This is a genomic window from Paenibacillus mesophilus (assembly GCF_005938385.1).
In the GTDB taxonomy this organism is placed as follows: domain Bacteria; phylum Bacillota; class Bacilli; order Paenibacillales; family NBRC-103111; genus Paenibacillus_AB; species Paenibacillus_AB mesophilus.
Window position 1 is genome coordinate 341,093 of record NZ_VCRA01000005.1, and the last position, 26,196, is coordinate 367,288.

General features: G+C 53.7%; 31 protein-coding genes and 1 riboswitch. Of the genes, 6 read left to right on the plus strand and 25 right to left on the minus strand.

Annotated elements, in window-relative coordinates:
* Positions 1 to 65 precede the first annotated feature (65 nt).
* Positions 66 to 833 carry a glutamate racemase gene (murI, locus tag FE783_RS11525; RefSeq protein ID WP_138879496.1) on the minus strand — a complete coding sequence of 256 codons (768 nt, stop codon included), beginning with the start codon at positions 831 to 833 and terminating at the stop codon, positions 66 to 68.
* Positions 834 to 867: 34 nt separating this feature from the next.
* Entirely contained in the window at positions 868 to 1,275 is a 408-nt protein-coding gene (locus FE783_RS11530) for a hypothetical protein (RefSeq protein WP_138879497.1), read from the minus strand.
* Between the two features lie 215 nt (positions 1,276 to 1,490).
* On the opposite strand from FE783_RS11530, the gene FE783_RS11535 reads away from it, so the two are divergent.
* The gene (locus FE783_RS11535; protein ID WP_138879498.1) at positions 1,491 to 2,090 is read left to right on the plus strand and encodes a C40 family peptidase; all 600 of its coding nucleotides are present in this window, start codon (positions 1,491 to 1,493) and stop codon (positions 2,088 to 2,090) included.
* Between the two features lie 8 nt (positions 2,091 to 2,098).
* On the opposite strand, the gene hrpB is transcribed toward FE783_RS11535, so the two are convergent.
* On the minus strand, positions 2,099 to 4,606 hold the full coding sequence (hrpB, locus tag FE783_RS11540; RefSeq protein WP_138879499.1) for an ATP-dependent helicase HrpB: 2,508 nt from the start codon (positions 4,604 to 4,606) through the stop codon (positions 2,099 to 2,101).
* 151 nt (positions 4,607 to 4,757) lie between these two features.
* On the opposite strand from hrpB, the gene FE783_RS11545 reads away from it, so the two are divergent.
* From FE783_RS11545 to FE783_RS11555, 3 genes are all read left to right on the plus strand, one after another.
* Entirely contained in the window at positions 4,758 to 5,222 is a 465-nt protein-coding gene (locus FE783_RS11545; protein ID WP_158301749.1) for a PilZ domain-containing protein, read from the plus strand.
* A gap of 182 nt (positions 5,223 to 5,404) precedes the next feature.
* On the plus strand, positions 5,405 to 5,707 hold the full coding sequence (locus tag FE783_RS11550; protein ID WP_138879501.1) for a phasin family protein: 303 nt from the start codon (positions 5,405 to 5,407) through the stop codon (positions 5,705 to 5,707).
* Between the two features lie 22 nt (positions 5,708 to 5,729).
* Complete coding sequence (locus FE783_RS11555) at positions 5,730 to 7,400, plus strand: ABC1 kinase family protein (protein WP_138879502.1); 1,671 nt, start codon at positions 5,730 to 5,732, stop codon at positions 7,398 to 7,400.
* A gap of 114 nt (positions 7,401 to 7,514) precedes the next feature.
* Here FE783_RS11555 and FE783_RS11560 read toward each other — a convergent pair whose 3' ends face one another.
* From FE783_RS11560 to FE783_RS11595, 8 genes are all read right to left on the minus strand, one after another.
* Positions 7,515 to 7,823, minus strand: coding sequence for a hypothetical protein (locus FE783_RS11560; RefSeq protein ID WP_138879503.1), 309 nt, complete (start codon positions 7,821 to 7,823; stop codon positions 7,515 to 7,517).
* A 55-nt stretch (positions 7,824 to 7,878) separates the two neighbouring features.
* The gene (locus FE783_RS11565; RefSeq protein WP_138879504.1) at positions 7,879 to 8,376 is read right to left on the minus strand and encodes an NUDIX domain-containing protein; all 498 of its coding nucleotides are present in this window, start codon (positions 8,374 to 8,376) and stop codon (positions 7,879 to 7,881) included.
* Positions 8,377 to 8,490: 114 nt separating this feature from the next.
* Positions 8,491 to 8,673: a hypothetical protein gene (locus tag FE783_RS11570; RefSeq protein WP_138879505.1), complete on the minus strand. Its 183-nt coding sequence runs from the start codon at positions 8,671 to 8,673 to the stop codon at positions 8,491 to 8,493.
* Between the two features lie 144 nt (positions 8,674 to 8,817).
* Positions 8,818 to 9,294: an FAD-dependent thymidylate synthase gene (locus tag FE783_RS11575; RefSeq protein ID WP_138879506.1), complete on the minus strand. Its 477-nt coding sequence runs from the start codon at positions 9,292 to 9,294 to the stop codon at positions 8,818 to 8,820.
* A 282-nt stretch (positions 9,295 to 9,576) separates the two neighbouring features.
* Positions 9,577 to 9,807: an FAD-dependent thymidylate synthase gene (locus tag FE783_RS11580; protein WP_420799732.1), complete on the minus strand. Its 231-nt coding sequence runs from the start codon at positions 9,805 to 9,807 to the stop codon at positions 9,577 to 9,579.
* Positions 9,808 to 9,978: 171 nt separating this feature from the next.
* The gene (locus tag FE783_RS11585; protein ID WP_138879507.1) at positions 9,979 to 10,872 is read right to left on the minus strand and encodes a sugar phosphate isomerase/epimerase family protein; all 894 of its coding nucleotides are present in this window, start codon (positions 10,870 to 10,872) and stop codon (positions 9,979 to 9,981) included.
* A gap of 146 nt (positions 10,873 to 11,018) precedes the next feature.
* Positions 11,019 to 12,221, minus strand: coding sequence for a DegT/DnrJ/EryC1/StrS family aminotransferase (locus FE783_RS11590; protein ID WP_138879508.1), 1,203 nt, complete (start codon positions 12,219 to 12,221; stop codon positions 11,019 to 11,021).
* Positions 12,222 to 12,393: 172 nt separating this feature from the next.
* On the minus strand, positions 12,394 to 12,684 hold the full coding sequence (locus FE783_RS11595) for an alpha/beta-type small acid-soluble spore protein (protein WP_138879509.1): 291 nt from the start codon (positions 12,682 to 12,684) through the stop codon (positions 12,394 to 12,396).
* A 173-nt stretch (positions 12,685 to 12,857) separates the two neighbouring features.
* On the opposite strand from FE783_RS11595, the gene FE783_RS11600 reads away from it, so the two are divergent.
* On the plus strand, positions 12,858 to 13,277 hold the full coding sequence (locus FE783_RS11600) for a CBS domain-containing protein (RefSeq protein WP_138879510.1): 420 nt from the start codon (positions 12,858 to 12,860) through the stop codon (positions 13,275 to 13,277).
* A 51-nt stretch (positions 13,278 to 13,328) separates the two neighbouring features.
* Here the strand turns inward: FE783_RS11600 and FE783_RS11605 are convergent, their stop codons facing one another.
* The 11 genes from FE783_RS11605 to FE783_RS11655 all read right to left on the minus strand — a co-directional run bounded on the left by FE783_RS11605 (position 13,329) and on the right by FE783_RS11655 (position 24,109).
* On the minus strand, positions 13,329 to 13,754 hold the full coding sequence (locus FE783_RS11605) for a VOC family protein (protein ID WP_138879679.1): 426 nt from the start codon (positions 13,752 to 13,754) through the stop codon (positions 13,329 to 13,331).
* Between the two features lie 182 nt (positions 13,755 to 13,936).
* The gene (locus tag FE783_RS11610; protein WP_138879511.1) at positions 13,937 to 14,458 is read right to left on the minus strand and encodes a GNAT family N-acetyltransferase; all 522 of its coding nucleotides are present in this window, start codon (positions 14,456 to 14,458) and stop codon (positions 13,937 to 13,939) included.
* A gap of 198 nt (positions 14,459 to 14,656) precedes the next feature.
* Complete coding sequence (gene nrdF, locus FE783_RS11615; RefSeq protein WP_138879680.1) at positions 14,657 to 15,607, minus strand: class 1b ribonucleoside-diphosphate reductase subunit beta; 951 nt, start codon at positions 15,605 to 15,607, stop codon at positions 14,657 to 14,659.
* A 57-nt stretch (positions 15,608 to 15,664) separates the two neighbouring features.
* Positions 15,665 to 17,749: a class 1b ribonucleoside-diphosphate reductase subunit alpha gene (nrdE, locus tag FE783_RS11620; protein WP_138879512.1), complete on the minus strand. Its 2,085-nt coding sequence runs from the start codon at positions 17,747 to 17,749 to the stop codon at positions 15,665 to 15,667.
* Positions 17,736 to 18,095: a class Ib ribonucleoside-diphosphate reductase assembly flavoprotein NrdI gene (gene nrdI / locus FE783_RS11625; RefSeq protein ID WP_138879513.1), complete on the minus strand. Its 360-nt coding sequence runs from the start codon at positions 18,093 to 18,095 to the stop codon at positions 17,736 to 17,738. The genes nrdE and nrdI overlap by 14 nt, the downstream gene beginning before the upstream one ends.
* 144 nt (positions 18,096 to 18,239) lie before the next feature.
* A riboswitch (cobalamin riboswitch) is annotated at positions 18,240 to 18,440 on the minus strand.
* 306 nt (positions 18,441 to 18,746) lie between these two features.
* Entirely contained in the window at positions 18,747 to 19,241 is a 495-nt protein-coding gene (locus tag FE783_RS11630) for a cysteine dioxygenase (RefSeq protein WP_138879514.1), read from the minus strand.
* 76 nt (positions 19,242 to 19,317) lie between these two features.
* Positions 19,318 to 19,923 (minus strand): hypothetical protein, encoded by a 606-nt coding sequence (locus FE783_RS11635; RefSeq protein WP_138879515.1) that lies wholly within the window; start codon positions 19,921 to 19,923, stop codon positions 19,318 to 19,320.
* Between the two features lie 133 nt (positions 19,924 to 20,056).
* A complete protein-coding gene (locus FE783_RS11640; protein WP_138879516.1) occupies positions 20,057 to 20,845 on the minus strand; it encodes an SDR family oxidoreductase in 789 nt (262 codons plus the stop codon).
* A gap of 28 nt (positions 20,846 to 20,873) precedes the next feature.
* Positions 20,874 to 21,605, minus strand: coding sequence for a phosphonate ABC transporter ATP-binding protein (locus FE783_RS11645; RefSeq protein ID WP_138879517.1), 732 nt, complete (start codon positions 21,603 to 21,605; stop codon positions 20,874 to 20,876).
* A 102-nt stretch (positions 21,606 to 21,707) separates the two neighbouring features.
* Positions 21,708 to 23,273, minus strand: a complete 1,566-nt coding sequence (locus FE783_RS11650) for a copper amine oxidase N-terminal domain-containing protein (protein ID WP_138879518.1) — start codon at positions 23,271 to 23,273, stop codon at positions 21,708 to 21,710.
* A gap of 152 nt (positions 23,274 to 23,425) precedes the next feature.
* Positions 23,426 to 24,109, minus strand: coding sequence for a metal-dependent hydrolase (locus FE783_RS11655; protein ID WP_138879519.1), 684 nt, complete (start codon positions 24,107 to 24,109; stop codon positions 23,426 to 23,428).
* A 98-nt stretch (positions 24,110 to 24,207) separates the two neighbouring features.
* Here FE783_RS11655 and FE783_RS38290 point away from each other — a divergent pair, with 98 nt between their 5' ends.
* Positions 24,208 to 24,324, plus strand: coding sequence for a DUF6254 family protein (locus FE783_RS38290; protein ID WP_238402993.1), 117 nt, complete (start codon positions 24,208 to 24,210; stop codon positions 24,322 to 24,324).
* 91 nt (positions 24,325 to 24,415) lie between these two features.
* Here FE783_RS38290 and FE783_RS38660 read toward each other — a convergent pair whose 3' ends face one another.
* From FE783_RS38660 to FE783_RS11665, 3 genes are all read right to left on the minus strand, one after another.
* Entirely contained in the window at positions 24,416 to 24,550 is a 135-nt protein-coding gene (locus FE783_RS38660; protein WP_274381440.1) for a hypothetical protein, read from the minus strand.
* A gap of 31 nt (positions 24,551 to 24,581) precedes the next feature.
* On the minus strand, positions 24,582 to 24,707 hold the full coding sequence (locus FE783_RS11660) for a DUF4023 domain-containing protein (protein ID WP_138879520.1): 126 nt from the start codon (positions 24,705 to 24,707) through the stop codon (positions 24,582 to 24,584).
* A 137-nt stretch (positions 24,708 to 24,844) separates the two neighbouring features.
* On the minus strand, positions 24,845 to 26,179 hold the full coding sequence (locus FE783_RS11665; RefSeq protein ID WP_138879521.1) for a DegT/DnrJ/EryC1/StrS family aminotransferase: 1,335 nt from the start codon (positions 26,177 to 26,179) through the stop codon (positions 24,845 to 24,847).
* Positions 26,180 to 26,196: the final 17 nt, after the last annotated feature.

The following is a 26,196-nucleotide window of genomic DNA, read 5'->3' on the forward strand; positions in this document are numbered from 1 at the left end:
TATTGTAGATACGATTTGCTAGTCTTGCGCCACATTTCACCGGGACGGCATTCATACAATACCGGTCAAGGCAGCCTGCGGAAACATGACTCCAGCTTGCGCTTATCCTCCTCCGTCCCGAGAGAGGACATATACACGATATCGGGCTCGCTAACCTGCCCGGAGCTTTCCTCGAGCTCTAGTACCCGCATCATTTGCTTGACCGTACCGGCATTGCCGTCCATGACAAGCATATGCACAGGTATCAGTTCCCGGATCGCGTCTTTGAAAAAGACGAAATGGGTGCAGCCGAGCACGATCGCCCCGTATCGTTCGAGGTCGAACGGAGCGAACTGCTCGCGCAAATATTCCCGCACCTCCGGACCGTCGAACGTTCCGTCTTCCGCAAACCGGACGAGTCCGGGAAGTCCTAGCGTATCGACTCGGCTCGGCTCTTCCAGCTTGCCGAGCAGCCGACGGAATTTGTCTTCCTTCAACGTAAGCGGCGTCGCCGTCGCCAATACGCGTCGTCCCGACTCCCGAACGACTTGCAGAGCCGGTTTGACAGCCGGCTCCATCCCGATGATGGGGAACGAATAGCGCTTCCGCAGATCGTCGACCGCAACACTCGTAGCGGTATTGCATGCGATAATAATGGCTCTCACTTCGTAGCGGCTCAGTATGTCGTCGATGCAGTCCGCCACGAAGCCGTATACTTCTTCCTTCGAATGCGTGCCGTACGGCACGTTCAGCGTATCCGCATAATAAAGATAAGATTCGGACGGAAGCTTGCGGCACGCATCGCGCATGACCGTAAGCCCACCGACTCCCGAATCGAAGAAAACGATTCTCATAAGGACTCCTCGCTTTGAAGATGAGCGTTACCGGTTACGACTCCCCGCGGTCTTCCCTGCTTTTCCAGCTGCTGTCCGGCATCGGGTCGGATCCGAGAGTGGTCTCGAACACCTCCGGCCGCCACGATTTACGGCCCGGACGTTTCGGACGTTCGTGCCGAATCGGTAACGATTGCGCGTAGGCCAAGCTTTCGAGCAGCGATCTGCCCATTCCGGCGTTGGCCGAAGGCTGCTTCCCGTGATCCGGCGGGCCTTTCGACCCCTGTCCTTCGACCGTTAAACCGGCTTTGCGCAATTCGCGGAGGCGCGCCTCCAGCAGCTCGATTTCTTTGGTCCAGTCCGCCGCAGTCTGTTTCTCTCTCGCCGTCTGTTCGACGCCGACCCGTTTGATCCGCTCGTTCACATCGACCACCGCCACATGAGCATCAAGTTCACAGTGCACAACATGCTTCTATCATAGCACGATTTGCCCGATCGTGTTCGCGGATTCGCCAAAAACGTTCCGATCCATCCGGTACCGTATACGCATCTCCCCGAATGGTCCGACCTCTTTCCCCTACTCGAGTCCAGATTCGTTTCCCGTCGCTGGTCCGTTCAGGAAATCCCGGCACTCTCTTACAATAAAAGCAACAAAGTTGTCAAAGGTGTGTTCGAGCGATGAAGGAAAAGAAAAAAATATACATTTTGTTGACCGATACCGGGACTTGGCTGTCCAGAATGATAAAAGCTTATACGAAAGAGCCGTTCAATCACGCATCATTGGCGTTCGACGAAGATTTGCACGAGGTGTACAGCTTCGGCCGGAAGTACGAATCGAACCCGTTTCTCGGCGGCTTCGTCAAAGAGAACCTGCTCAGTCCGCTCTTCTTGGACGACAAGCGCGAGACGACTTGCGCCGTCTATTGCTGCGAGGTCGGCAAAGCGGCCTATGAACGGATTCGTCATACGGTAAAGGAGCTCGAGCTTCGCGAGGACGACTACAAGTATAACGCGCTCGGCTTGCTCGGAGTAGCCCTCAACTTCAAACTGAAACGGAAAAACGCCTACTTCTGCTCGCAGTTCGTATCGGAGATGTTTCTTGCGGGCGGAGTGGCGCTGACCGGCAAATGTCCGGAATTTACGACTCCGGGCGACCTTGTCAAGTCCCGTCACGCAAGCTTGCTTTATACGGGCAGCCTGCGGAATTACCAGCCCCTGGCACGCCGTTTCGAATCCGTGGAGGTCGTCCGCGACGGACTAACCGTACAGTCGTCGTAACGATCCTATCAAGCTCTGGGCTTCGCACGGTTCGTCGGTATGGCGGACAACGGATCGTCCGGCCAATAATGCTTCGGGTAACGCCCTTTCAAATCTTTTTTCACCTCGAAGTACGTTTCCCGCCAAAAGCTGGCCAAATCGCGCGTCACCTGGACCGGCCGCTGGGCCGGAGACAACAGGTGCATCGTGATCGGCACCCGGCCGCCGGCGATCGCGGGCGTCTCCGTCATCCCGAACAGCTCCTGCAGCCTGACGTACAGCGCCGGCGCGGACGGATCGCCGTAATCGACCGGAATGCGGGAGCCGCTCGGCACCGTTATATGGGTCGGCGCTTCATCGTCCAAGCGTCTCTTCTGGTCCCAAGTCAGAGCCGACTCCAGCACGGACGCGAGATTCAGCTTCTGCAGATCGTTTCGGGAGCGCATGCCGTGAATATGCGGCGCCAGCCAATCCTCCAACGTACCGGACAAGGCCTCGTCCGATAAATCAGGCCAATCGGGCACGTAACGCCGCATAAACAGGACGCGCTCCTGCATCCTCCTGGCGGCGTTCGTCCACGGCAAGATGCCGATTCCTTCCATGCCGATCCCGTGCAGCAGAGCTTGTACGGTCGCTTCGGCGTCCGTTTGCTGCAAAGGGCTGTCGCTTAAGACGATCGCACCGAGCCGCTTTCTTCTTCGGGCACGAACCGCTTGCGCAGAAGGCTCCCATTCCACAATCGTTTCCTCGGATATCCGTTCCGCGCAGGCGTTTTCGAGCTCCTTCAACTCCAGCGGCGCGGCCAGCAATATACGGCTGTCCTGCCCGTGATCGTCCAACTCCGCTGCTACCAGATAGGCTTCTCCCGACATAAACTGATTTTCCGCAAATGCCGCGCCTCGTCCGTTGCTCAGCAAGAAACGCCCGTCACCGCGCCCCTGGGCGATCCTGTCCGGATACGCCAGAGCCAGCAATTGTCCGCAAGCTTCGCTTGCGATCTTGCCGCCGCTTCGTATGCGGAGAGACCGTTTCCAGTTCTCCGCATCCGCCAGCACCCGCTTGAGTGCCGATTCTTCGAGCTGCCCATGCTGCATCCGCGTGCCGCCGGACGCCTGTATAATCGCGTCAAGCCGCCATCTCAGATCGGCTGCCGCAGGAGCCGGAACGGATGCACCTTTGCGAAAAATGTCCCGCTCGTTCAACAGCCCGGCCAACAAACAAGCGGTTTCGCCCAAGCCAAGCGGAATCGAGCGTATAACCATGTGCGCGAGCCGCGGATGAAGACCGATCTCCGCCATATGGCGGCCATGATCCGTAATCGCTCCGTTCGTATCCAATGCGTCGAACGAAGCCAGCAGCTCCCTCGCTTGCCGGTATGCCCCTGCAGGCGGCGCATCCAGCCATTGAAGCTCATGGGGGTCTGCCGTTCCCCATACCGCAAGCTCGAGCGCCAACGAAGCGAGATCCGCCTGTTTCAGCTCGGGGATTCCGTGCGCTTCGAATCGGGATTCCTCCTGCTGCGTCCATAGACGGTAGCAAACACCGGGACCGAGACGTCCCGCTCTCCCTCTGCGCTGATCCGCGGAAGCAATCGAAACGCGCACCGTCTCGAGACGGGACATTCCCGTATTCGGCGAAAACTTCGGCACCCGCATCCAACCGCTGTCCACGACGACCCGAGTGCCTTGTATCGTCAAGCTCGTTTCCGCGATCGAAGTGGCCAGCACAACTTTTCTTGTCCCCGCAATCGCAGGGGCTATCGCCCGGTCCTGCGCGTCCTGAGGCAAATTGCCGTGAAGCGGCAAAACCTGGACCGAATCGTCCGTCAGTTGTCCGGCAAGGAGCGATGCCGTCCTTCTAATTTCTCCCGCCCCCGGCAAAAAAACGAGTAGGTCTCCCGTTTCTTCAGCCAATGCACGCATGACCGCGCGTGCCGTATTTTGTTCCATACCGCCTTCAGGCCTACGGTCCGAATAGCGGGTTTGCACCGGATAATTGCGCCCTTCGCTTCGTATGATCCGGGCGTCTCCGAGCATGTCCGCTACCGGCGATGCATCCATTGTGGCGGACATGACGACGATTCGCATATCATCCCGGAACAAGGCGCGGGATTGCAGGCAGAGCGCAAGTCCGATATCCGCGTGCAAATTCCGTTCGTGGAATTCGTCGAAAATGACGAGACCGACACCATCCAGAGCAGGGTCGGATTGCAGCATTCGTGTCAGGACACCCTCGGTTATTACTTCAATCCGGGTAGCGGGACCTACCCGTGAATCCATTCTTACCCGGTAGCCGACCGTACGGCCGACTTCCTCGCCGATCGAAGCGGCCATATAAGCGGCTGCGGAACGTGCCGCAAGCCGTCTCGGTTCCAGCATAACGATCCGTCCCCCGGCAAGCCAAGGCGAATCCAGAAGCGCGAGCGGCACGCGGGTCGTTTTACCTGCTCCCGGCTCGGCAATAAGCACCGCGCTCCGGTGATCGTGCAGCTGCTTCTTCAATTCCGGAAGTACGGAATCGATCGGAAGTGCGGTCAAATCGTCTCTCCCCCATATCGCATTCTGGTCGGCGTCCGGCCGATCTTAAACAAATCAAGTATACAAAAGCGGATCCGGTCGCTTCAAGCGTTCACGGGACATGCCCGTATATTGTATAATGGATGCATCCCGAAGAAAGGGAAAGATCCCGATGACTCCCGATAACAAACGCAACTTTTACCGCTTAACGCTGACGGCCCCGTTGTCAGGCACTTTAAAAATAATCGGCTTGAACGAGAAGAAGCTGGACTCGAACATTGCGATCGTTCTTATTCACGATCTTGGGGCGGGCGGGATGCGCATTCACGCCAAGCATAGCTTCCCTGTCACGCCGAGCCTGCTGCTGGAGTTCCGGTTCACTCTTTTTCATACGGAGCATAAATGTTTGGGTACGATCGCGAGAAAATCGGCCCATTCCGATACAGTATACGAATACGGCATCGTGTTTTCCCTGGACGAGAACGAGCGTCAAGCGCTATTGCAAAGCATCAATATGCTGAACGTCAAGCTGCGCCATACTCCCCGATTGGCGAGCTGCAGCTTTGCTACCGACGAGGAAAGGGATGCATTCTACTCTCTATCTCCGTCCGACAATGCCCCCGTCCTAAAATCCTAGTGTATGCGTGTTGCAGACATGCGGCCTTTACCGGCCGTTTTTGATGCGCATTTAGTTAATGCCATTAACTAAATATATTCATCCCAATCGAACAACCGCGCTCCCTCTCCCCCGCTCCGTTCATAATTTTGCCTGAATATGGGCATCCCAACATTATACAACTAACGAATGGAGCATCGGCGATGAACGATTTATTCCAAAAAGCGTTGTCATTCGGTATCGGAATTACGGTTGCAAGCAAAGAAAAAATCGAACAGGCCGTCGACGAGCTTGTTAAAAAAGGCCAACTGGCGCCATCGGAATCGAAAGAAATGGTCGATCGCCTCATTGAAAAAGGCGAAGAACAAAAAGAAGACATCAAACGGCTCGTGCGGGAAAATATGCAAAAGCTTTTCACCGAGCTTCACGTGGCGACGAAAGAAGATATCGGACGGCTGGAGCGGCGTCTGGAGCAGCTGGAAGCGGTCCATACGCAGAGCGACTAATCGATGAAGGGGGATTGCCAGCGTGATCGGTCGACGGATTCGCCATATCAATCGGTACAGAGACATTGCGCTTGCTCTTACCCGCCACGGCTTCGGGTTTGTCGTCGAAGAAATGGACATCTTTCACCTGCTCTCCCTCCCCGAGCGAATGGGCTGGAAGGCGGCCAAAACGGACCGGAAAACGGTAGGAGAGCGTATCCGGCACGTTATCGAGGATTTGGGGCCGACTTTCATCAAGCTGGGTCAAATCGCAAGCACACGGTCCGATCTAATCCCTCCTGCGATTCTGATGGAGCTTGAGAAGCTCCAGGACAACGTGATCCCGATAACCTTCCCCGAGGTTAGTCAAATTGCCGAAGCCGAGCTCGGCTTCGAGCTGAAGCAGGCGTTCACTTCCTTCGAAGCGGTACCAGTCGCCGCTGCCTCGATCGGTCAAGTTCATATCGGCACTCTTCATACCGGCGAACGGGTCGCGATCAAAATTCAGCGTCCCGGAATCGGAGAGACGATCCGTACCGATTTGTCGATTCTGCAAAATTTGGCCGTACTGGCCGAAGCGCGCTTCGAATGGGCCAAACGGTTTCAGCTCCGGAACATGATCGACAACTTCGGCAAATCGCTGCTGGAAGAGCTCGACTATACGATAGAAGCCAAAAATTCGGAAACGTTGTACAACCAGTTCCGGCATGATGCACGTATCCGTATTCCTCGAATATACGGAGCTTATTGCTCGAAAAAAATGATGACGATGGAGTTTCTGGAAGGAACCAAGTTGAACCAGCCCGAGCAGCTGCGTGCCAATGGCTACGACCCCAGGAGCATCGCGGAACGTTTGATGCAGGCCGTGCTTCATCAGATTTTCATAGAAGGCTTCTTTCACGCAGACCCTCATCCGGGCAATCTGATGGTGCTTCCGGGCGAAGTGATCGCCTTCCTCGACTTCGGCCTGATCGGCAGACTTACGCCGGACATGAAGCAGCATTTCGCCGCATTGATCATCGCACTGATGCGCCAGAGCACGCCGGGAGTCATCAAAGCGATCCTTCGCATGGGACTTGTTACCAAAGAAGTGAACATGCAAACCCTTCGTCGGGATGTCGATCGGCTGCGGGATAAATATGTCGGGATTCCGTTAAGCGACATCCGTCTCGGCGAGGCGGTCAACGATTTGTTCGATGTGGCATACCGTCACCAGATCCGCATTCCGACCGACTTTATTCTGGTAGGCAAAACGCTCGTTACGATTGAAGGCCTGATCCAGCAGCTCGACCCCGGTATCAGCATTCTCCGGATTGCGGAGCCGTTCGGAAGAAGGCTGCTGCTCGAGCAGCTGCGCCCGGGAAAAATATCCGCCTGGTTCAAGGAGGAATTGGCCGAATATGGCGATCTGCTGCTTCATCTGCCGAGGCATTTGACCGAAATATTGGCGCTGTTCAAAAGAGGCCGCATCGAATTTGCCGTACCCGAGTTCGACAAATTCCTTCGGAAGCTGGACCGGATCATTAACCGGATTTCATTCAGCATCGTGCTGCTTTCGTTCAGCATCATCATGACCGGGCTTATTATCGGCTCGTCGTTAAACAGGCAGGCCAGCATGCTGTGGAACATTCCGGCGCTCGAGATCGGGTTTATTATCGCGATTTTTCTCGTCGTCTGGCTTATTCATTCCATCTTCAAGTCGGGACGGTTCTGAACGAGCGATCGTGCGCACTAACACGCAAAAAGACCGTCAACGACGGCCTTTTGTATGAATTAACCCCATAAATAATTGATGACGATAAGTAAATCCGATCCGCAGCGACGATGGTTACAGCAGCACTTTCATAAATTGGTCGGGAGTAACTCCCGGCTCCATCGCAAACGAGACGTGGACCGACCTTCCGTCGGGGTGCTCGAAATATTGATTGGACAACCGGAACCCTCGCTGCTGTGCGGTCCTGTACAATTTCGGGAACGATTGTGCGGCCGCAATCGCCAGATCCTTGAACGGATACGCGTGCAGCACGATCGGCTCGGACTCGGAATATACGTTAATAATGACATGGTAGCGGCGTGCCGCGGTTTCCTCCACATATAGCTCGTATTGGTGGTCAAAAGCGTGAAATACGTTTCCCATCGCCGTCATTCATCCTTTCTATATGTACAATAGAAAAGTTCGACGCCGATCCCCTTTACTCCTTCCCCTCCAAGCCGCGATGACGCAAATAATACATCAGCCGGGCCCGGTCGACGTTGGAAAACTGCAGAGGGTCGCGCTCCATCATCCGCCTGATTTCGGCAACGGGTACCCACGCGGCGCCCTTCGCTTCGTCTCCGCTCGCAAGCAGCTCTCCTTCCGTTCTGCACAGAAAATACAGTCCGATCGAATCGAAGGGTCCATGTATCGTTTGATAAGCGCAAAACGGCTGAACGCACTCGACAGCGAATTGTGGACTGATGCTCTCCGTGTCGATCCGGTTCGATTCGCCCAGCACCTCCGTAACCGTTAATCCCGTCTCCTCCATGACCTCGCGCCGCAAGGCGTCCAAGACCGGTTCATACAGCTCCATCCGGCCTCCGGGCAGCTCCAACGTTTTCGGCTCATTCGGTTTGTTGCGGGTTTGGAGCACAAGCTCCGTCTGTCCGTCATTCTCTCTCTCCAGAAACGCTCTGGCATTCATAATAAACATTGCGGCACCAGCCTTTCGCTTTACTCTCATTCTAGGGTATTTTCATCCGGATGAGAAGCGAAGGCTCTGCAACGTGACAATCGAGCGGGAATAGACAGACAAGGAAGTTGCCTATTATTGCTGAGCGATGGCGCTGACGTCCCTCATCACCGCAGCTTCATATTCTTCGGACTCCCGGTCGCTCAGAAAGTAAGCGGTCCGGTAAACCCGGCTTATCGTTCCATTGTATATTTCCTCAAAGCAGCTCGCGTCTCCCGCGACGAATCGTCTTACATATTCAATTAACTCCTCCTCCATAGACTCCCACTTTCTTGACCTGATATAGGTTATTGGTTCTTACGCGCCGAATCGTTCGATAATAAATAGGGCCATCCCCTGCAAATCGTTTGCATGGAGAAAGCCCCGTTATGAGAGATTGCAAAATTGTATCTATGTAGATGGCTAAGCCTCCGAGCGCTTCTCCCGCTCGACAAGCTCGCCAAGCGAATATGGAAACAGCGGCTTGCTGAGCTCCAAAATCGCTTTCGCATACAACTGTATTTCCTGCTGGGCGTCATGCTCGAGACGCTGATTCAGGAAATGGCATACCGCTTGCAGCGAAGATGTCCAGTACCAGCGGACATACATGCCATAAGCCGGCAAAAACAGCCTCGCCTGCTCCGCGCATACCCCGTCCGCCAGTGCCGCTTCATACTTCGTCATGCCGGCCTCGATGTAGCCCATCAGCTCGTCGGTATGCTTCCGGCCGATTTCCCATTCCAGCAGTTCGCCGCTCCCCTGCTTGGAGTTCTCCGGCTTGCTCCTCCATTGATCGGGTGAAGGCACATAAAAGGCCGGTTCCTCCGTGATGTAGCGGCGGCTGGATTCGTTCCACGCCTCCAGACTGTCTCCGGTCGCCTCGAGCTGGGCGGAGCCAATAACGTATTTCCCTCTTGTGTTGCGGCTATCCCGGTTCCGGAAAGCCTCTTATGGTTTCCCATAAGGACAGACTATATCATCATCCACGCGGGATGCCGTGCGCTTCGAGCTCCCTTGAGCTCTACTCCCTAACGGGATAGTCGTTGCACCTTCCCTACCGGCAGTCGAAACCGCATCTATAGGGCTTGGCTCAGGATTATCTTAGCCTTTTGGTGGCCTTAGACGTTCCCTGAATTCACACGGTTCCAAACGATTATCGCTAACCGTTGGGGCTAATTAAGTTCACCATTGGCGCGCAACCATAAGCGGCGCATAAATCTCGAACTGAAGCATAACATGACGAAACGGAGATGTGTGCCCCTCCCGGGCGAGGAACTTGATCAACTTGATGTCTTTGTCCGACAACTCTTTGGATTCCTTCGCATACGAGACTCTGGCGGCGTTCACAACCGTCAAATCCGATCCCATATGATTGACAAGCCTGACATAGCCTTTATCCAACACGTTCAGCATGGACAATCCGATCTCTCCTTAGCAATTCATATAAGGTGCCTATGATATTTAGTTGCAACACCATTTTTCCACGAACGACCGCTGAATTCCTGCTCGATGCCGAACATTTCCGGGCGAAAAGAAAGAGGCATGCTCGCCGGCGTTCCGGAAGCTGCCTCTTCGCAAGTGCTCTTACTTGTAACGATTAATGAAATCGACCGCTTTGCGGATGTCGATCTCCGGCTGGTCGCCGACTTCCCGTTCGATCGTCAAGTAGCCTTTGTAGCCGATATCGACGAGCGCCTGGAAGTAAGCGTCAAAGTCCACTTTCCCTTCGCCGAGCGGCACTTCTTTGAACACTTCGCCCGAACGTACCATTTCGGCGATTTTGCCGTGATCCATCGGCTCGTAGCCAAGTGCGCCATATATTTCCCGAGGGTCCACTTCCTTGTAGCGGATACCATCCTTCACATGCGTATGGACGATATAGTCCTTCAAGGTATGTACGCCTTGGACCGGATCGTCGCCGGTTACCATAACCATATTGGCCGGGTCGAAGTTGACAGATACGCCTTTGCTCGACAGCGTGTCGAGGAAGCTTTTCAGATGCGCGGACGTCTCAGGACCGGTTTCGATCGCGAAAAAACCTTCCATGCTGCTGGCGTATTGGCTCAGCTCCTCGCAAGCTTTCTGCATCGTTTCGAATACTTCGTTATTCTTGTCGTGCGGGACAATGCCGATGTGGGTCGTAACGATGTTGGTGCCCAAATCTTTGGCCAAGTCTAGAATTCGCTTGGACTTTTCCACTTTCGCCGCATTGGCCGATTTATCCTGGAAGCCGTGACCGCCCAAGTCGCCGCACAGCGCGGAAATTTCCAAGCCAAGCGATTCGATATAAGCTTTCAGCTCGCGGCGTGCTGCCGGAGACAAATTCTCGGGATCCATTTCGCCTTTAACCGCATAAATTTGAACGCCTTGTGCGCCTACTTCCTTCGCCTTCTTCAGCCCTTCGCGAACACCAATGCCGAAGCTGTCCACGATAACGCCGATTTTGTTATCCAGTTTCAAACGAAATCTCTCCCTCATCTTATATTTTGCCGCCGAAACGGGTTCCGGTGTTTCCTTGCGGCAAAAGCCTCCACAATCTTCGCAGATGTAGAACCTAATCTCCATTGTACTAGATTTGCCATGGAGAATACCAGCCCTTCCTGCAACGATCCACAGCGTAGAGGTCAGTAAGATCGAGCGACCTTCTGCAGCGCATGGGCAACTTCACGAATCGCTTGTTCATCGGATAATAAAATATTTTGGGTCAGCCATACCGCTTCTTTCTCGCATAACCGTTCGCAGACCGGGCAGTCGTATATGCGCTCTTCGCCGGTCCACATGGCGGTCGTCTCGATGATCGATTTATTGCGGTTGAGCGGGATGTAGCCTGCTGCGAGCGGCACGCCTTCCGCATTCACTTTTTTGATAAAATCGTCTTTCTCGGCCATAGCCGGATCCAGCTTGAACATATAGAGATGGTAAGCGTGCCGGGTTATTCTCGCATCCTGCTTCAACAAGCGAATGCCCTCCACCCCTGTCAGAAGCTCGTCGAGCAGCTTCGCATTGCCCTCGCGCTTACGCATTTGCTCTTCAAGCCGAGTCATTTGCGCCAAAACGACAGCGGCCTGAAATTCGGTCATCCGATAGTTTTGGCCAAACCGCTCGTGCTGATACCAACCGCCGTTCGGAATCCGTCCGACGTTGCATACCGACCAGGCGTTTTCCCAATAATCGCGGTTGTTCGTCGTAATGATACCGCCTTCTCCCGCGTTCAAGTTTTTGCTCGATTGCAGGCTGAACGTCCCAAGATCCCCTATCGATCCTACGCCCTGACCTTCCCAGGAAGCTCCTACCGCTTGCGCCGCATCCTCGATGAGAGCGAGTCCGTGTTTCGCTGCAATTTCCTTCAATCGGGTCATGTTGGCCGGCGTACCGGCGATATGAACGGCAATGATCGCCTTCGTTTTGGGCGTAATGAGCGGTTCGATCTTCTCCGGATCGATCAGCAGCGTATCTTCTTCGATATCGGCAAATACGGGAATAATCCCATACGCCAGTGCTGCGGAAGCGGTAGCAATAAACGTATAAGGCGGGACGATCACTTCATCGCCCGGCTTCACTCCAGCCGCCTGCAGTGCGACCGTAATCGCTACAGTCCCGTTGACGACGCTGACCGCATACTGGGCGTTCTGAAGCTCGGCGAATTTCCGTTCCATCTGCGGAAGCTTCGGCTCGTAGTTCGGCTTGGCCGCGCCGCCCGCGCCGCCCCATTTGCCGGATTCAAGCACTTCCTTCAACAGCTGCAGCTCTATCTCCCCGACGACCGGCCACGCCGCGAACGGAGTCGTGCGAGCCGGAGTACCTCCGTTAACTGCCAGTTTCTCCATGTCAATCCCTCCCGTGTTGTCGCCCGATCCGGACGATTTACAACATCAGTTTAAAATAATTGAATGGAGACCGCATGCCATTTCTTATCCCTCACCGGACATTTTATGTAGTGGAAAAAACCGCCGTTGCACATTGCGTGTAAGCAATCTGTGCCAAGGCGGTTCAAATGGTTTACGGATTGGAGCGGTTCACCAGCTGCTGCTGGGCCATACGAATCATTTCGCGGACCATCTTTCCGCCGATTTGTCCTCCGATTTTGCCTGCATCTTCGGTCGTAAGCTGGCCGTTGTTGCCGGGCGATAACGGAATGCCCAGCGACTTCGCCACCTCGAATTTGACGTTGTTCGGCTCGGCATGATTAACCGTATACCCTTCCTTCTGCATAACCGCCGCCTTGAACGAATCTAGGCTGCGCCCGGCTCCGGGTACGACCGGTGTATTTCTGCTTCGTCTTCTGGCCATATTGGATCACCTCATCTACTAGCGTGTCCAACCTCAACTAACCTATTCGGACGTTTAGCACCGGTTCCGGCATTGCGAGGATCTTCTGTTAACTTCTGGGTGTTCATTAGGCATCAGTATAATTTCCTAGTATAATAGGAGAGAGACCATAACTACGGGTAAGGGGTAACCGGATGAATATAGCCTTTTTTCTAGTGCCGAAACATGAGGTCATTTGCTTGACCGCCCAATCGACGCTTCGCCAAGCTTTGGAACGCATGGAATACCACCGTTATACGGCTGTGCCGGTTCTTTCCGACGAGGGCCACTATATCGGAACGATTACAGAAGGCGACCTGCTCTGGTATTTTAAAAATACTCCGGGTGTCACGTTCGAGAACGCCCACCGCCATCATCTTTCTTCCGTTCCGATGAGAATGCAGAACGCTCCGGTTCATATCGACGCGAACATGAACGACCTGATTTCGAAAGCGAAGGCGCAAAATTTCGTTCCGGTTACAGATGACCGGAAGCATTTTATCGGTATCGTTCGAAGAAGCGACATAATCGAATATTGCGCGGCCCAGTTATTCACCGCCGCTGCCAAACAATAAAAGAAGAACGGCTCCGTCGCTGACTTTGCGAACAGAGCCGTTCTAATATTTTTACATACGGCCTTCCGTGTAAATTTGGAAGGTGACGCCGAATTTGTCCGTTACAATGCCGTAGGCAGGGCTGAAAAAAGTATCCTGCATCGGCATCTGCACTTGACCGTCTTGCTTCAGCGCCTCAAAGATTTGATTCGATTTATGTACGTCGTCCGTAGAAATACAGATCGTCACTTGGTTGCCGATCTGATGCGGCTGCCCCGGAAATATATCGGAGAACATCAGGTCCGTTTCGCCGACTTTCAGCATCGCATGCCCGATTAACTGTTTGGCAGCCTCCGGCAACGGTGATTCGGGGTTTTCCGGCATTTCTCCGAAAGTTTGCTTAAATAAAAGTTCGGCATTCAATGCTTTCACATAAAAATCTATAGCTTCCTGTGCGTTTCCATTCATCATCAAGTAAGGGGACAATCTCATTGCCATCATGATTCAGCTCCTTAGGTTTCATTTTTTCGTATTCACCTTGAATCGATCGTCCAAGCATTCGTTTAGACATTGGTCGATGTAGCGTGCACCACCTCCCATTATTGCCATACTGTAACTATACAATACAGAACATATGTTTGCAATTTAATATTTTGTAAAATCACTCTGTGGCAGCTCCACTAATTCTTCTCATCCGCCAAACGGTAAACCATCAATTCTTCGTCGTAGTAAGCCCCTTCGCAATACAGCGACTTCTTCTCGACCCCATATACCTGAAATCCGATAGCCGCATACACTCGTTTCGCGCTTACGTTAGCGGCATTGACGCCTAGATTGATTTGCTTGAGTCCCTCAATCCGGCCGGCCCTCGCGATCAGTTCCTTCATTAAGGTTTTGGCGATATCGCGTCCCCGGTATTGCGGATCTACGTATACGCCCCAGACGCTGCCCTTATGGCGCAGCTTCTTCTTCTGCTCGCGATGGAAGCCGACGATGCCCGCTAGCTTGCTTTGCTCTGTAAATGCTCCCAGAATAAAATCGTCTTCATTGTTTTGGATTCCTTCGGCAATGGCTTCCAGCGGCTTCTTCAACGACTCTTCATAATCCGAGGAAAAAGCTTCGGGGTGGTTTTTCAGTGCCGCCAGCCGCATGCTCCAAAATTGCTCCGCATCAGCCTTGGAAACAGGACGGATCGTAATCATCCTTTCACACTCCTCTCTTTCCGGTCATTCCAACTTTTCATTCCGTAACACCATATGAACGTGGTCTTGCCAGCAAACCATTCATGCTTACATACTTGAGAACCAATCCTTCTTATTAGTAGTATTCTCGAGCATAGCGCATTAGCTGCCGCAATTGCAAAAAAAGCCGCGATTCGAAAATCGCGACTTCTTCGTCTACTAAAACCGGAAATCGTCGTCCGTCAACGGCTCGACGTGAATCGTGCGCACATACCCGTTGCCCTTCTTGGAGAAAAAGTCGTGCTGCTTCGTCCGCGTGCTGATTCCGTTGAACACGATCGGGTTGACTTCTTCCTCCGGGAACGCCGGGTCGAGGCCCAAGTTCATCAACGCTTTATTGGCGTTGTACCGCACAAATTTCTTCACTTCGTCCACAAGCCCGACGGAACCGTACAGCTCTTCGGTGTATTGTTCCTCGTTCCGATGGAGGTAGTGAAGCAGCCCGTTGAACGTTTCAAGCGCATCCTGACGCTCGTCGGTGTCCAGCTCGGCGAACAGCTCCTGAGCCAGCACGCCTACGTACAAGCCGTGAATGCTTTCGTCGCGCAGGATAAGGTCGATAATCTCGCCGCTGCTCGTCATCTTGCCTTGACCGGCCAAGTATAGCGGATAGAAGAAACCGCTGTAGAACAAGTAACTCTCCAGCAATACCGAAGCGGCCATAGCCAAGTACAAGTCTTTGCGCGTCTCGATGCCGCGGTAATACTGGGAAATCGTTTCCGCTTTCGTCTGCAAACAGCGGTTGTTTTCGACCCAACGGAATACGCCGTCGATTTCTTCGGTTGTCGCCAGCGTCGTGAAGATGCTGCTGTACGATTTGGCGTGGATCTGCTCCATCATGCCCATGAAGCCGAGCACCGCCTTGCGCTGCAGCCCTTCCACATGCTCCATAATTTTCGGCATGCCCACGCCGCCCTGCACCGTATCCAGCAGCGTAAGCCCGCCCAGCACCTTCATGTACAGCTCGCGTTCGCTATCGTTTAACGTCATCCACGACATTTTGTCGTCGGACAACGGAATTTCCTCATCGGTCCAAAACTGCATAATGTTTTGATTCCAGAACGTATTCGAGAAGTCGTCGTCCGGACGGTTCCAGTTGACAGCCTTCATCGGCCCTTTGTTGATTTTGTCCATGATAAGGTTCTCCTTTGTCGTCTTGCCGGAAAATCAAACCGAGCAGCTGATGCACTCTTCCACGGACAGCCGGTTCGTCCGCGTATAATAAAGCGACTTCAGCCCTTTCTTGGCCGCATATACGTAATAGCGGGCAAGCTGTCTTGTCGTCACGTCGCTGTTCACGTGCAGGACGGTAGAGATGCCTTGGTCGACATGCGTCTGGATTTCGGCGATCAGATCGAGCACTTTGAACTGATCCATGTTGTATGCCGACTTATAGTAGAAGAAATTGTCCCGGCTCAAGTACGGCATCGGATAATAAGTCGTCGAATTCGCATACGTGCGCGTCTCGATTTGTTCCACGACCGGCATTACGCTCGAGGTGGCGTTCTGGATATACGAGATGCTCTGGGTCGGCGCAATGGCGAGACGGTATGCGTGATACAGGCCGTGCTGCTGCACCAGTCCTTTAAGCTTCTGCCAGTCTTGCGGGGACGGAAGCTCGATCCCGTCGAACAGCGCTTTGGCTTTATCCGATGTCGGGCGGTAATCCGTGCGTTCATAACGCTCGAAATAAGTGCCCTTGGCGTATTCGGACTTCTCGAAGCCGTGGAACGTGACGCCGCGCGAACGCGCGATATCCATGCTTTTCTCAATCGAATAATAATTCATCGCCATGAAAAAAGCACGCGCGAACTGGATCGCGTCATCGCTGTCGTAAGCGATGCTGTTCTTCGCCAAATATCCGTGCAGGTTCATAGCGCCAAGCCCTACCGAGTGCAGCTCGCTGTTCGCCTTCGCCACGCCCGGGGCGTTCGAGATGTGCGTCATGTCGCTGACGGCGGTCAAGCCGATCATTCCTTCGTGCACCGATTCCTTAATCTTCTTCCGCTCCATGACGTTGGCGATATTGAGAGAAGCCAAGTTGCAGCTAATATCCCGTCTGATCGTATCCGCCTGTCCGTAATCGCCGATTTCCGACGTTTCCTGCAGCTGGAATATTTCGGTGCACAGGTTCGACATCTTGATCGTGCCGATATCTTTAAGCGCGTGGGCGCTGTTCGCATTGCTTCGGTTCATCATGTAAGGATATCCCGATTCGAGCTGGATCGTTGCGATTTTGACGAGCATATCGCGGGCGCTCATCACTACTTTCTTGCGGACGCCGTCGTTCGCGATCAGCTGATCGTACATCTCGTCCATGTCCATGTCATCCATATGTATGCCATAAGCGCGGTAAACGGAGTAAGGAGCGAATACGTGCAGCGGCTCGTTGCGCTCGGCAAGCTCATAAAACTTGTTCGGAACGATTAGTCCGATCGACAGCGTCTTCAGGCGGCTTTTCTCGTCGGCGTTAATTTTTTTGCTGTCGAGAAACTCCATTACGTCCCAGCCGAAAATATTATAATAACCGGCTCCCGAGCCTTTGCGCTGCCCCATCTGATCCGCATAGGAGAAAGCATCCTCCATCAGCTTCAGCACCGGCATAATGCCTTTGGCCGCGCCTTCGACGCCTTTGATCGGCTCGCCCCGGCCGCGAAGCTTGGACAAGTTTACGGCAACGCCGCCGCCGATTTTGGATAGCTGCATGCATGTGCCGATGCCGTAATTGATCGAGTTGAGCGAATCGTCCAGCTCGAGCAGGAAGCACGAAACCATCTCGCCTCTTCTGCTCTTGCCCGCATTCAGAAACGTCGGGGTAGCGGGCTGCAGACGCCGCTCCATCATCGATTCGGCCAAGGCGCGCGCCGCGCTCATATCGCCTCTCGCCAAATGCAGAGCGACGATGGCAACCCGGTCGGGATAATGCTCCAAGTAAAGCGAACGGTCGTCGCTCTTCACCGCATAGTCCGTATAAAATTTCGAAGCCGCCATATAGGAAGGGAACTCGAACTTGTAAGCGTGCGTAATCCCGTAAATCTCCTCAACCTGCTCCATTGTATATGTATCGAACACATTTTCGTAAAAGTCCTGATCGATCATATAGCGGATTTTCTCGGCCGTGTTCGCGAAGCGGACGCTTTTGCGGGCAACCTCCTCCATGAACGCTTCCACCGCTTCCCGATCTTTGTCCAATTGGAAAAACCCGTCCTCGCTCCGCTGCATCAGCATGTTGTTCAACTCAATATGACGCAACTGCGCTCACCTCCTGCATGAATCGTTCCACGTCTTTCGTCGTTCCCGCCAATTCGAACTTGCTCAAGACCGGCACGTTATACAGATCCGCGATCCGGTCGGCGCTGCGGGCGAAGCCTTCTCCCCAATTCCGGTTGCCGCTCGCGGACACGCCGACCAATTGACGATGGTTGCGCTTCAGAAACGAAAGCGTCTTTTCGGGCGCCTGTCCGAAGCCGGTCGTATAGGTAACGAGCACGAAAGGCTCGTCGACGGTCAACTCATTCTCGATCGGTACGGCCGGCATACCCAGCTTGCCGACAAATCTTTTTACATTTCCGGTTTTGGAATCGTATACGATCAGCATCTAGTAGAGAATCCCCTTTCCCGTATCCCCGGCGCATGAAAAAAGCGCATCAGCGACAGATCGGCCGGATGCGCCGAATACTTGCAAGTCATAGCATGACAGCAGTAATAACGACGTAGCGGACACCTTCCTATCGACCGTAGGGCTTGTGTCGTCGAACGGGCAGGTCTCCTGACTCGGGGATCGGCGATTCTCGTCCGCCTTCCCGGCTGTTGACAGCCAGTGGCAATTCGGACCGAATCTACTCCCATACAGTGGCGGGACCGTGCCGGCTTCGCACCGGACTTCCCTATTAAGCTCGTTCCGTCTTATGGACGGAAAAGCACCCGTTACAACAATATGTAGTTTGTATTTAATAATTTATATCAATATATTGTGCATGTCAATCGGACAAGCCTTCTATTTTTGTAGCGGAAAGGGTTGACTTTTGAGGAATCCGCCACTGGCCTGCATTCTCGGGATAACAAAAAAGAGTCTCAAATTCACTCTATCAAAAAGCGCTCTATCATTTTTAGAGGTAATTTTCTACATCAATATAATGAATTTCTCGTACTGTTATTTACTAGCGGAATATTGGGAAATAATTGCAAGTGACTAGAACAAACAACTCCTCCTCGTGTCCGAGAAGGAGTCGTCTGAAGCGGCGCATGTTTAAATCACATAGTCCAATACGTATTGCTCCGACCGTGTGTACGTCTTCGCGCCTGACAGCGGTGGGGAGTACAAATGCAGCGATACGGTTCGTCTGGCTCCCGGATTGCTCATCTGATGAATTTGGCCCTTCGGCGCCGGCAGCGTTTGCCCTTCCTTTACGCGGAATTGGGCGGCATAAACCGCTTCTCCGCGCTCATCCGCTTTATAGATCGTGTTCAGCAGGATGCCCTCCACCACCAAGGCACAGCCGGCCGAGCAGCCGTGGTCGTGGATGTACGTTTCGCTGCGGGCGGGAATGTGTACGACTATAGCTTCGACTACGTCGGAGCGAAATAGAACGTTCCGTCCGTATGGCAGCCCATCGGGCTCCGATACGTAGGGTGCGATGAGTTCAGGTGTACAATCGAGCGCCGTCATTATTTCTTTCAACTCGCGCACATCCGGGCGTTTGAGCTCCGACAGCATGTCGCTGAGCCGTTTGATCAAAAGCATGGGACACCCTCCCCTGTAAGTGGGGCGATATTCCGCCTTACTCATCTATATGAGCGAACGTCCCGGTCGGTTCGGCCTATACAAGCTCACTTTCGATGTCGTTGAGATCTATATCCGCTCCCTCCCCCGCAGCACGATAACAATAACGGAGCAGCAAAGCAGTCTCGCACCATTGAACCCTCTCCAATACGGCGATTACCGCTTCATCCCGCTCCTTCTCCACCTGTCTTTCCACCGCATCCACAAATCGGTTAGGGTCCCACTCTACCGTACGAACAAGCGCTTCCAGCTCCGCTCGAACACGGCCGGACTTCTCTTCCGCCAGCAGCTCCTTAACATACCCGGAAAGCTCGCTAAAAACCGGATGCTTGCCCACCCGGTTATACCAATACTTCGAGTTCCAATAGTCGCCCTCCATCCGGTGCATGATCGCATGCCAATAACTACCCGACGGAGTATGAAGGTTCTGCGAAATCGTATGAGAAGCATCCAAGCTGTCATTCCAAAGATGCATGCCCGAGAGAACAGACAATGCGTGCGAATGGTTCCCTGCTTCCTTCCGTTCGGCCCATTCCCCTACGACCATCTTGATTGTGTCGTCCAGCTCCGCATCCCATACGGTTACCGGCTTCAACGATTGAATCGGCTTCCGTCCGGCCAGCCGCTGTACCAAGTCTATCATGCCCAATCCCTCCCTGGAATCCCGTTTGCCTAAGTATACCATACTGCCGCCCTGCCGCCGGACACCTATGTCGAAAGCCGAAATAGGACGGCACTCCCTTCTAGGAGTACCGCCCTATTATCGCAATGTCCGCCTACAGCGCCCGCACCATGCCGCCGTCGACGAGAACGGCTTGTCCGGTTACGTAGGTGTTGGCGAACGAGCCGAGATATACGATCGTTTTCGCGAATTCCTCCGGCGTGCCGTAACGTCCGAGCGGAATTTGACTCATCGATTGCGAGCGCACTTGCTCCTCCGTCGCTCCTCTTGCTTCGGCAGCCCGGCGATCCAGCTCCAAGATCCGGTCCGTCTCGATCCGTCCCGGGCCGACCGTGTTGACGAGAATCGAATCTTTGCCCAGCTCGGCCGACAAGCTTTTGGTCAAAGCGTATACGCCCGCCCGGAACACATTCGACAGGATCAGGTCGGGGATCGGCTGCTTGATGGACACCGAGGTCAAATTGACGATTCGTCCGCCGCCTTGTTTCCGCATATGCGGCAGCGCTTCCCGGATCAAACGGACGACACTCATCAAGTTTTGCTGGAAGGCCGCTTCCCATGCCGTATCGTCGAACTGGTCAAAGCCGCCTCCGGGAGGTCCGCCCGCGTTCGTGACAAGCACATCCAGACGGCCGGTCCAATCTATAGCGGCCTGAACCGTGCGCTGTATATCTTCTTTGCCGTTCACATCCGCTTGTAAGGCCAACACTTCCCGGCCCGTAAGCCGCTCGATGTCCGCCTTGGCCTGGTTCAAGTTATCGGCATTGCGGCTCGAAATGACGACACTCGCTCCTTCTCGCGCGAACTCGATCGCGCTTGCTTTTCCCAAACCTTTGCTGCCGGCCGTTACAAGCACCGTCTTGTTGTCCAAACGCATATCCATAGCTCATCGCTCCATTTCCGATGTCCGATTAAAGAATCGTATTTTTCTCGCTCTGGGTCAATTTGCGCGCCGGAATATCGAGCACCAGCTTGCCTCCGGCCAATCCCCACAGACGCGAAGCGTTACGCTCGGCCATCTCCAGATTCTGCATGGCGGCGATAACGATCATATTCTGATCTTTGCAGAGCGCCCGGAGATCCTGAAGCACCTTCGTAGCCGATTCCGGGTCAAGTCCTTTCGTAGGCTCGTCCGCCAAAATGACTTTCGCGCCTTGCGCCAGCGCTCTCGCTATGGCGACACGCTGCTGCTCGCCTCCGCTAAGCTTCTCGGCAGGCAGCATTTTCGCTTTATCCAGCAGGCCGACCCGTTCCAAATAATCCATCGCCCGGATATGTTCTTCCGTGGATATCGTACCCGTGAGCTTGCGCCATAACGGAAGCTGGTAGAAACGGCCGCTGAATACGTTTTTCAGCGCGTTCTTTTTCGGGTGCAGCGCCGGCCGTTCCTCGAGAAACGCCCAATCTTTTCGCAGTTGAAGCTTGTCCATCCATTTCGTGTTCGACAGCTCCTTGCCGTCGATGATGAATTGGCCTTCCGTCCATTTTTGCCGCAGCGCCATACAGCTGAGCAAAGTCGATTTCCCGCTTCCGCTGGCGCCGATGACGACGACGAATTCGCCTCTGTCGACCTGAAAGCTGACTTTGGACAGTATCGTTTGGCCGTCGGTCAACGTTTTCGATAAGTTGCGTACGATGATCATTCCAGTATCATGGCTCCTTTTGCCGGCGGCGGCTGTTCGTTTGCCGGATGGCATATCCAACTTATTATACCATGATTTTCGCAGCCGGGCAGTCGGGACGAATCAGGGCTTCACGACGGTGTCGAACAGTCTGATTTTGCGAATCGATCTTCCCTCGGATTGAGACCACATAATGATATTCCCCTCTGTATCCACCGCAAATGGCCCGAATTCCTTCACCTTCGGAAGGCCTTCACTGGCCGGGACCGTCATCACGGAGCCGTTCTGATTTGTAATTACAGAGCGCTGCCCGTTCTCGTCAGGCTGTTGGATCTCTTTCAACGAAACGTAAGGCGTCAACCGTCCGCTCGTATCAAGCTTATAGATTTGTTCGTAATTTGCCAAATAAAATATGCCGTCTCTGGCCGTCGCTTGACGCAGCGTTTCCACATTCGTTTTCGCTACTTGACGGGTAGCGCCGCTGCTCGGTTCCAGTTCGGTAAGAGACTGAGAAAATATGTTAAATATATAAATTTTTCCGTCATTGACGGTGGCCGTCAGTTTGGCGCCTCCTGAGCTTTTATTGATTGAAGCGATCGGATCCGCACTTCCGCCCGCGGCAGACGTATAAATTTGGCTATGTATGATATCGCTGAAATAGAATTGTTTGCCGTCTATAGCTAACAGGAAATTACCCAGAAAGGAACTCGCGTCCCCTGCCGTTGCATAGGTGATCATTTGGATGTCCGGCTTAATCCGATAAACGATACAAGATATGCTGCTTTTTTGAAGCGATTCCCCGGTTTTATTGTAATTCGCATTCGTGTTGTAGGCCAACAAGTATACATGGCCGCTTTGCTCGTCATAGTACAACGAACCAGATGCCAGATCACTGTAGTGCATCTCTTTTTTGCTGCCCAACGGTTCCGTGTAGCTAAAGTTGAAACGGCTGTCGAACGAGTCCAGCACCAGATCCGCTTTTTTCGTTTTTGAATCGTATTTGAGCAGAGCAATGCTCGTCGGGCTTTTCGCGAACAAGACATACACGTTTCCGTCTTTGTCGGTTACGATACTTTGAATAGGGGCCGAAAAATTCAGCAATTCTCTCAAATTTTTGCTCCCGAGCAGCTGTTCCATCGCAACAGTCTCCAGTTTCGTCCGTTGCACGGGCACCTTCGCCGGCGCCTCTTCCTTCGGAGGGACCTCCGGCCGTTTGGGGGTTATCGTAATCGTGCCGGTAGCCGCATCGAAGGCTACGACTTGATTTAAGCTTTCCGCTATAAACCGCAGCGGTACCATCGTAGTTTCATTTACGATTTGAGCCGGCTGATCCAACGACTCGGAGCGCTCGCCAACGATCGCCGTCTTGCTTCCGATGACCAGTCGCAGCTTGTACTCTCCGGCTTGGATCGCGATAGCGCTCTCGTCGCCGAACCATTTAACTTCAGCGCCCAACGCCTCGGATACGGCGCGTATCGGTACCATCGTTGTTTCTCCGATCAGCGTCGGTTCGACAGGCAGCAACATTTCCTTCCCGTTCAATATTGCCGTTTTGCTGTTCAATATCATTTTCACGGATGAAACCGCTTGTATGGCCGCTGTTTTTTGTCCATCTTCCGCATATGCCGGACTCCCCCCGATCAACAAACCGAATGCCAAAACCAAGCTAACGGTTTTACGTTTATTCATAATAAGTTCCTGCTTTCTATGCAAATTCGACAGCCTTACCAAATATAAGCTCCAACTCCCATACTAACGCTTGCCTAGAAAAATATGCAATAGGTGTACCGTAGAAAAACCGCCCGTCCAAGAAGGAATCGAGCGGTTTGAAGAAACGCCTGCTATATTGTGATCATCTGCTTGCTCTTCAGCGGATAGCATTCAATATCGTACTCGCCCAGCATAGCGGCGAACTTGCCCGTATCTTGCCGGATGACCGGAAACGTATCGTAATGAAGCGGAATGACCTGCTTCGTCTGAAGCCAACGCGCGGCGTATACGGCTTCCTCCGGTCCCATCGTATAGTTGTCCCCGATCGGCAGCGCCGCCAGCGCGATCGTGTTCATTTCCCCGATCAGCTTCATGTCGCTGAACAACGACGTGTCGCCGGCATGATAAATCGTCTTGTCCCCCATGGTCAGCAGTATGCCCGCAGGCTGACCGGCGTACAAATATTGATCGCCCTCCCGAAGCGAAGAACCGTGGAACGCCTGCGTGAATTTAACCCGGAAGCCGTCGAACGAGTAGGAGCCTCCGATATTCATCGCATGAGCCCGAGCCCCTAACCGGATGCAGTGCATCGCGAGTTCGAACACCGCGACGATCGGACAGCCGTTCCGCTTGGCAATTTCGATACTGTCACCGAAATGATCGTCATGCGCATGGGTCAGCAGCACCGCATCCGCTTCCACATCATGCGGGGATACCCCGGATGCCGGGTTACCGGACAAAAACGGATCGATTATCACCTTTTTGCCGCCGTTCTCCACATACAGGCACGAATGTCCGAAATATGTAATGTTCACGCCTCTCACCCTTTCCATTATCCAAATGTTGGGTACCCCTTCATTTTACATAAATTCGCTTCGTGAAGCCAACGATACGAATGGAGGTGGGACTGCCCATGACAACATCCAAGCGCCGGAAAGAAAACGCGTGGAAAATGCGCAAACAAAATCAGCAGCCGCACGGAAAAATTACGTCGCTCAAGGAATTGTCCGATTCCGCGGATCAAGGTTAGTTGCCTCTTCAACGCCACAAGAACCCCAGGCAAGAAACAAACCGTCCGGTTTATCCTTGCCAAGGGGTTCTTGTTACGATTTGCCGTTACCTCAGACGTTCTTGCTTATCCCATTAGCCGATGGAGGGAAAGCTTTCGACTTGTCGGCATGCATGGTCCGGGCCTCTTCCTTCATCCTGGACATGTTCTGCTGTTCTTTATAAGCTTTGCGGCGATGGTGGGGCATGTGGGCACCTCCGTGTAATAATTCGTTATGATTACCGTTCTTTCTGCTTGCCCGGCAGCTTGCGGTCCGGGTCGCCCTTTCCGTGGGTTCTCCGGTTTTTCTCATCCTTCGCCTGCGTATCGTGAAGCTTGTTCAAGTAGGATTGAGTACTATCCATGGCGGCTCCTCCTCCCTTACGGAAAGACTTCGACCATAGTATGTCCAGGTTCGGCTGCAATTGCGGCGGGTTCTCTTGTGAAATTTCTGCAAAAAGAGAAGCTCCCCCCGGTATCGGAGGAAGCTTGTTTAACGTGATTAAGCTTTTTGGCGGAAGAAGTTCCAGCCGCCGAGCCTTTCCGGATTGCCTTTATCATCTTCCAGCAATGCATCGAATTGCAGCGCCGCTTTGCGGAACGCCTCCACGTACTGGTCGATCAGCTCCGGACGGAAATGCTTGAACCATGGAATCGAGTACACGCGCGCCGCGATGCCTTCGGAGACCGGCAAGCTTCCCTTCGGTTGACGCAAATCGCGGGAAGCGTTGGCGATAATGGTCGGTTTGCCGTGTCCGTATACATCGGCGTCATGCTGCAGCGAATGCAGATGCAGCGGCAAGTTGCAGCCCGGTCCGATCGACACGCCTTCGGCACGGACCGCTTCGCAAAATCTCGTTACCGACAAGCCGCCGAGCTCTTCGGGAACGTAATGGCCGTGAGTGGCGTACCAGCCCCCCATCGTGCTGCCGGAATCTTTCGCCGGACGGTGCGCGCGCAGCCCGGGAACGCCTTCAAGCCGATCCCAGAAATAGTTCATCGCCTTGTCGATTTCGCCGATACGTTCGTCGTAATATTTCAATTGCACACGGCCTACCGCGGAGCTGACTTGATGCATCCGGAACTTGTAGCCGCCGAGCGGCAAGCCTGCATGCGGCTGCAAGTAAGGAGTTTGGATTTCCTGATTGTACCGCTCGTAATGGCCCAGAGCGATAGCGCGCTCATAAATTTCCAGGTCGTTCGTGACGAAAATGCCGCCTTCCCCGATGGCGAACGATTTGCCGGCCATCAGCGACATGGCGCCTACGTCCCCGATCGTGCCGACTCTGCGCCCTTTATAATAGCCGCCCTGGGCATGGGATACGTCTTCGATCACTTTAATATTATGCTTTCTGGCAATCTCCATGATCGGATCCATATCGGCCGGATGACCCAAGTAGTGGACGACGACGATCGCTTTCGTCTTGGGCGTAATCCGGTGCTCGATATCGTTCGGGTCCAGACAGAGCGAGACCGGGTCGATTTCCGCGAATACGACGGACGCGCCGAGCGAATAAGCCGGCAACGCCGACGCCCAGTAGGTTACGCTGGGACATATAACTTCGTCGCCGACACCCACGCCGCAGCCGTAAAACGCGCCCAGCAAAGAATTGGTGCCGTTGTTGAAAGCGAGCGCATATTTCATGTCCAGCCAGTCGGCGAATTCACGCTCGAATTTTCTCGTAATATCCGTTCCGGACATCGCTCCGTCACGCAAAACTTGCACGGCGGCCGCTTCGTCCTCTTGGGTAATGATCGGCCACTTGAACAAATCCTCATGAGATTGTTTGACCGCTTTCGTGCCGCCTAGCAATGCCAGCTTTTCAGTTCCGATCATGGGAGATCGCTCCTTTA

Excerpts from the sequence above, each read along its gene's own strand:
- FE783_RS11600 (WP_138879510.1), top strand. The coding sequence starts at position 12,858 with ATGAATATAGCCTTTTTTCTAGTGCCGAAACATGAGGTCATTTGCTTG.
- FE783_RS11640 (WP_138879516.1), bottom strand. The coding sequence starts at position 20,845 with ATGGATATGCGTTTGGACAACAAGACGGTGCTTGTAACGGCCGGCAGC.
- FE783_RS11650 (WP_138879518.1), bottom strand. The coding sequence starts at position 23,273 with ATGAATAAACGTAAAACCGTTAGCTTGGTTTTGGCATTCGGTTTGTTG.
- FE783_RS38290 (WP_238402993.1), top strand. The coding sequence starts at position 24,208 with ATGACAACATCCAAGCGCCGGAAAGAAAACGCGTGGAAAATGCGCAAA.
- FE783_RS11630 (WP_138879514.1), bottom strand. The coding sequence starts at position 19,241 with ATGCTTTTGATCAAACGGCTCAGCGACATGCTGTCGGAGCTCAAACGC.
- FE783_RS11645 (WP_138879517.1), bottom strand. The coding sequence starts at position 21,605 with ATGATCATCGTACGCAACTTATCGAAAACGTTGACCGACGGCCAAACG.
- FE783_RS11550 (WP_138879501.1), top strand. The coding sequence starts at position 5,405 with ATGAACGATTTATTCCAAAAAGCGTTGTCATTCGGTATCGGAATTACG.
- FE783_RS11605 (WP_138879679.1), bottom strand. The coding sequence starts at position 13,754 with ATGGCAATGAGATTGTCCCCTTACTTGATGATGAATGGAAACGCACAG.
- FE783_RS11545 (WP_158301749.1), top strand. The coding sequence starts at position 4,758 with ATGACTCCCGATAACAAACGCAACTTTTACCGCTTAACGCTGACGGCC.
- FE783_RS11570 (WP_138879505.1), bottom strand. The coding sequence starts at position 8,673 with ATGGAGGAGGAGTTAATTGAATATGTAAGACGATTCGTCGCGGGAGAC.
- FE783_RS11590 (WP_138879508.1), bottom strand. The coding sequence starts at position 12,221 with ATGGAGAAACTGGCAGTTAACGGAGGTACTCCGGCTCGCACGACTCCG.
- FE783_RS11635 (WP_138879515.1), bottom strand. The coding sequence starts at position 19,923 with ATGATAGACTTGGTACAGCGGCTGGCCGGACGGAAGCCGATTCAATCG.
- FE783_RS11585 (WP_138879507.1), bottom strand. The coding sequence starts at position 10,872 with ATGAGGGAGAGATTTCGTTTGAAACTGGATAACAAAATCGGCGTTATC.
- FE783_RS11595 (WP_138879509.1), bottom strand. The coding sequence starts at position 12,684 with ATGGCCAGAAGACGAAGCAGAAATACACCGGTCGTACCCGGAGCCGGG.
- FE783_RS11665 (WP_138879521.1), bottom strand. The coding sequence starts at position 26,179 with ATGATCGGAACTGAAAAGCTGGCATTGCTAGGCGGCACGAAAGCGGTC.
- FE783_RS11565 (WP_138879504.1), bottom strand. The coding sequence starts at position 8,376 with ATGTTTATTATGAATGCCAGAGCGTTTCTGGAGAGAGAGAATGACGGA.
- FE783_RS11560 (WP_138879503.1), bottom strand. The coding sequence starts at position 7,823 with ATGGGAAACGTATTTCACGCTTTTGACCACCAATACGAGCTATATGTG.
- FE783_RS38660 (WP_274381440.1), bottom strand. The coding sequence starts at position 24,550 with ATGCCCCACCATCGCCGCAAAGCTTATAAAGAACAGCAGAACATGTCC.
- FE783_RS11660 (WP_138879520.1), bottom strand. The coding sequence starts at position 24,707 with ATGGATAGTACTCAATCCTACTTGAACAAGCTTCACGATACGCAGGCG.
- FE783_RS11580 (WP_420799732.1), bottom strand. The coding sequence starts at position 9,807 with ATGCTGAACGTGTTGGATAAAGGCTATGTCAGGCTTGTCAATCATATG.
- FE783_RS11610 (WP_138879511.1), bottom strand. The coding sequence starts at position 14,458 with ATGATTACGATCCGTCCTGTTTCCAAGGCTGATGCGGAGCAATTTTGG.
- nrdF (WP_138879680.1), bottom strand. The coding sequence starts at position 15,607 with ATGAAGGCTGTCAACTGGAACCGTCCGGACGACGACTTCTCGAATACG.
- FE783_RS11535 (WP_138879498.1), top strand. The coding sequence starts at position 1,491 with ATGAAGGAAAAGAAAAAAATATACATTTTGTTGACCGATACCGGGACT.
- murI (WP_138879496.1), bottom strand. The coding sequence starts at position 833 with ATGAGAATCGTTTTCTTCGATTCGGGAGTCGGTGGGCTTACGGTCATG.
- nrdI (WP_138879513.1), bottom strand. The coding sequence starts at position 18,095 with ATGCTGATCGTATACGATTCCAAAACCGGAAATGTAAAAAGATTTGTC.